We start from the raw sequence: 3,559 nt of genomic DNA, 5'->3' as shown, positions 1-3,559 counted from the left end.
GGAACGTCACTGCAATCCTATCAGGGTTCAGTAGCTGCTTATGATGCATCCCTGGCGGTTCTGGTACATATGTGCCGTTTAAATTATGGTAGAGATCTTGATCCCGTGAAAATCAGAACCCGGCGACCAGAGCCATCAGTAACTTGCTGTGAGCGTTTGAATGCATTTTTCCGCGCTCCGATTGAGTATAGCTCTGATGAAATTGCGATCTATTTTGAAAATTCCGCATTGCAAAAACATTTGCCCGCTTCCAATATTGAGCTGGCACGTGCTAATGACAAAGTGATCGATGAATATCTTTCACATCTGGATGGTGCATCAATAGGCATTAGAACAAAGGCAAAAATAACCGAACTGTTACCTTCGGGTTCGGTCAATGAAGAAAAGATTGCAGAGATTCTTAATCTAAGCGTACGAAGCATGCAACGGAAGTTGAAAGAAGAGGGTAGTAGCTTTAAAGAACTGCTGAATCAAACGCGCCAGGAATTGGCAGAGCAATATATTGAAAACTCACGGTTGTCTATTAATGAAATAACTTACTTGTTGGGGTTTTCAGATCCTGCTAATTTTTCAAGAGCCTTTAAACGCTGGCATGGAGTGTCACCGAGCCAGTATCGCCAATAGTTTATTTTATTTATTAATAAGTGACAGGTTATAAACGGCTATGAAGTATCTATATAAAATTATTTTCCTATTTTTAATAACTAATTTAGTTGCCTGTGTCTCAACGACGCCGGAAGGTACGATAATCAAGGAAGGAAAAAATAAAGAGGAATTTAACGATATTAAAATTATTCAAAACTGGAGCGGGGTGTTTCCGGTAGACAAATTAAATGTATTTCCTAAAGGTCAGGAGTTACTTCCCGCGGGCTACTTTGGTGATGCTGATACGTTTAAAAAAGTATGGGAAATTTTTTCTCCTGGCACTCCCGTGCCAGAGGTTGATTTTGATGCCAACATCGTAGTGTTCGGTAAGAACACTCAGTATTTTAATCGAACCACAATTTTTAAAGTTACGTTAAATAACGAAGGAGTTGCAGAGATATTGGCGATGGCTACTATGTCGGCCATACCAATTGAAGATAAAGTTGCGATCTCCATGGCAATTATTTCCAGGGAAGGAATTAAAACTATCTTTACCGCGGGAAGACAGTTGCCGGTTGAATAACTATTGTTTTTTAATTTACAAATAAAAAAGGCGGGAATGAATCCCGCCTTTTTTATATTTGCGGCAGACTTGCTCTGAGGTGCGCAATGACTGACATAGTTGTTTTATTTATTAGAAAATATAGGCGACACCAAGCGATATCATTGATACTTCATCGAAGTCCGATATGTCAAAGTATTCGTATTCGGCGCGTACGCTGAATGAACCTAAAGTGACACCAGCACCAATTCCAACTACTGGATCGGTACCATCATCACTGACTTTGTTGCCTGATGTTAGCGCATCTGCATCCCATGCAAATACACCTAACTTTCCAAATAAATCGATTGGTCCAATGCCCAGATTAACCAGGCCAAATAAGTCCCAACCGGAAAGCTCAACACTGTCACCGGCATTTTCGACTTTTCCAAAATCTACATACCCACCTTCAACGGCGAAGATAGTAAATTTAAATCCACCAAAAACCTTGTAGCCAGTATCATCAGAATTTATGTCGATATTGGTATCAGGTTTTGTGGAAATCGAAGAGTTTCCGACACTACCACCAACATAGAAACCATTGTCCGCGTATACGGATGTCACCATAAAAGAAGAAGCTATTAATGCCGCAGAAAGAATGAGGGAGTGAAGTTTTTTCATAGCACGAGTTCCATTTTAATGTAAAAATAATAAGTTATAAGAATAGTTAGTGTAATTAGTCGGCGCAATGACAATACAACTTAAATTACCCGTAGACATTAAGTGCCAACTGGTGCACAGAATTTATACAAATTTTGCCAAATCAGCCTCAGATCGGTTTCATCAAACGAACACATTTTGGTGAAATGTGAATTAATTCGAAAAATCTCAGTGGAATTAGAGACGTTTTTGGTCGTGTGCGATACAATTTTGCCTCAAATTAGGGCATGACGATTGGGAAGCCACTAGCTGTATACAGGTAGGAACGTCATGATCGCCAAGTAAAAACCGATTTTACCAAGACAAGTATCATAGGAACGAATAACAAGAGGAATGAATCAATGAAGAAAATCCTGGTAGCAAGTTCACTCGCGTTTAGTGCGCTAACAGTTACGCCAGCAGCCATGGCTATTGATATTACGCCATCTGGATTCGTAGATTTTATATGGACGCTTTCCGATGGCACCGACGTCGGTAAGAACGGTGCGGAAGGTCGCTTCGATACTTCGGGTGAACTTGATGTCGAAAGTAAATTAAAAGAAGGCATCATGATGCGCTTTGATGCGGATGTTAATCCTGGTAGTTCAGGCAATGATTCAGCACGTTTAGAACAGATCTTTCTGAAATGGGATATTGACCAAAAGATGGCGTTACTGGGCGGTGTGTATAACAACAATCTAACCTTTGAGCGTGAAGATGCGCCGGATATGTACCAAATTACCCACGGTCAATTGTGGGATATTTGGGAGTCAACCACTTCAGAAGATGGAAATAACCTGCAAGGTCTGGAATTTAATTATCAGTTCAAGGGAGTAAACCTGATTGTCGGTTACTTGAATGATTTAGGTGACGTCGCCGACAAGAACTCAGTAAAAATTGCTGCTGAAGTTACTGCAGTTAAAAATCTGGATATTGTACTTGGTTTAATTACACAAGAATCACCAACGGCAGTTGGTGGCAATCCTGCAAGTGTTGGTGATATTTTTGATATTTTCGCAAAATACAAATGGAATAACTGGCTATTCGGTGGCGAAATATTGATAGCTGATGAACAAGTCGATAGCGGTTTCATGCTAATGGCTAATTATCAGTTTAACAATAAATTCTCTCTTACAGGCCGTTATGACTTTGTTAAATATGATGTCACTGGCGTTGACGACACCAGTTCTATTACAGTTGCTGGCCTGTACAGCATTTCGGAAAACTTATTTGCCAATGCCGAGATTCGTTTCAACGATGATCCAAACCAGTCGCCTGTTCCATTTACCCCCGCTGTGGGCGAAGGTGATGGCACCACTGCACGTTTAGAGTTGCTGGCTACTTTCTAAGTTAAAAACTTAAGTAGTCATAAATAAATAGAAATCCCGCTGAACTTCGGTCCAGCGGGATTTTTTTATATGTAAGATTATCGTGTCCTGCCCGTGCGCTCATGCAAAGAATGAAAATCTATGCCTGGTAGGAGTGGGGATGCGCGCCGCGATCAATATCTAATGAAATGAGAGAATTTGCCAGCAAGTTAATTTTGTTAGTGTTTATGTTTGCTAAACATGTAATAGGTGAGGCCAAGTGAGTATGCGCCAAGTTTCATATCACTTTTATCAAGATACTGTATATAATCACCGTTGATAGCGAAATGCCTGCTAATTCTATAATTGGCACCGAGGCCATAAGAAAACCCCGCTTCTCTTCCGGAAAAAGTCCTACCAGCAAATT

5 protein-coding genes are annotated in these 3,559 nt (G+C 40.4%); 3 read left to right on the top strand and 2 right to left on the bottom strand.

The genetic code is table 11. The features are described from left to right. Both ACWVCM_RS07230 and ACWVCM_RS07225 read left to right on the top strand, forming a co-directional pair. Positions 1-624, top strand: a 624-nt coding sequence (locus tag ACWVCM_RS07230) for a helix-turn-helix domain-containing protein (RefSeq protein ID WP_455201055.1), incomplete at its 5' end; no start/stop codon positions are given. Between the two features lie 40 nt (positions 625-664). After that, on the top strand, positions 665-1,168 hold the full coding sequence (locus tag ACWVCM_RS07225; protein ID WP_455201054.1) for a hypothetical protein: 504 nt from the start codon (positions 665-667) through the stop codon (positions 1,166-1,168). A gap of 111 nt (positions 1,169-1,279) precedes the next feature. Here the strand turns inward: ACWVCM_RS07225 and ACWVCM_RS07220 are convergent, their stop codons facing one another. Continuing rightward, complete coding sequence (locus tag ACWVCM_RS07220; RefSeq protein WP_455201053.1) at positions 1,280-1,807, bottom strand: outer membrane beta-barrel protein; 528 nt, start codon at positions 1,805-1,807, stop codon at positions 1,280-1,282. A gap of 380 nt (positions 1,808-2,187) precedes the next feature. Between ACWVCM_RS07220 and ACWVCM_RS07215 the strand changes: the two genes are divergently transcribed. Further along, on the top strand, positions 2,188-3,174 hold the full coding sequence (locus tag ACWVCM_RS07215; RefSeq protein WP_455201052.1) for an outer membrane beta-barrel protein: 987 nt from the start codon (positions 2,188-2,190) through the stop codon (positions 3,172-3,174). A 197-nt stretch (positions 3,175-3,371) separates the two neighbouring features. Here ACWVCM_RS07215 and ACWVCM_RS07210 read toward each other — a convergent pair. Next, positions 3,372-3,559: outer membrane beta-barrel protein (locus tag ACWVCM_RS07210; protein ID WP_455201051.1), on the bottom strand; the 188-nt coding region annotated here is incomplete at its 5' end.

The organism is Kaarinaea lacus (assembly GCF_975902315.1).
This window is presented reverse-complemented; position numbering and strand designations above follow the sequence as displayed.

What these genes read in the sequence shown, in the direction of transcription:
- ACWVCM_RS07225 (WP_455201054.1), top strand. Translation starts at nt 665, where the DNA reads ATGAAGTATCTATATAAAATTATTTTCCTATTTTTAATAACTAATTTA.
- ACWVCM_RS07220 (WP_455201053.1), bottom strand. Translation starts at nt 1,807, where the DNA reads ATGAAAAAACTTCACTCCCTCATTCTTTCTGCGGCATTAATAGCTTCT.
- ACWVCM_RS07215 (WP_455201052.1), top strand. Translation starts at nt 2,188, where the DNA reads ATGAAGAAAATCCTGGTAGCAAGTTCACTCGCGTTTAGTGCGCTAACA.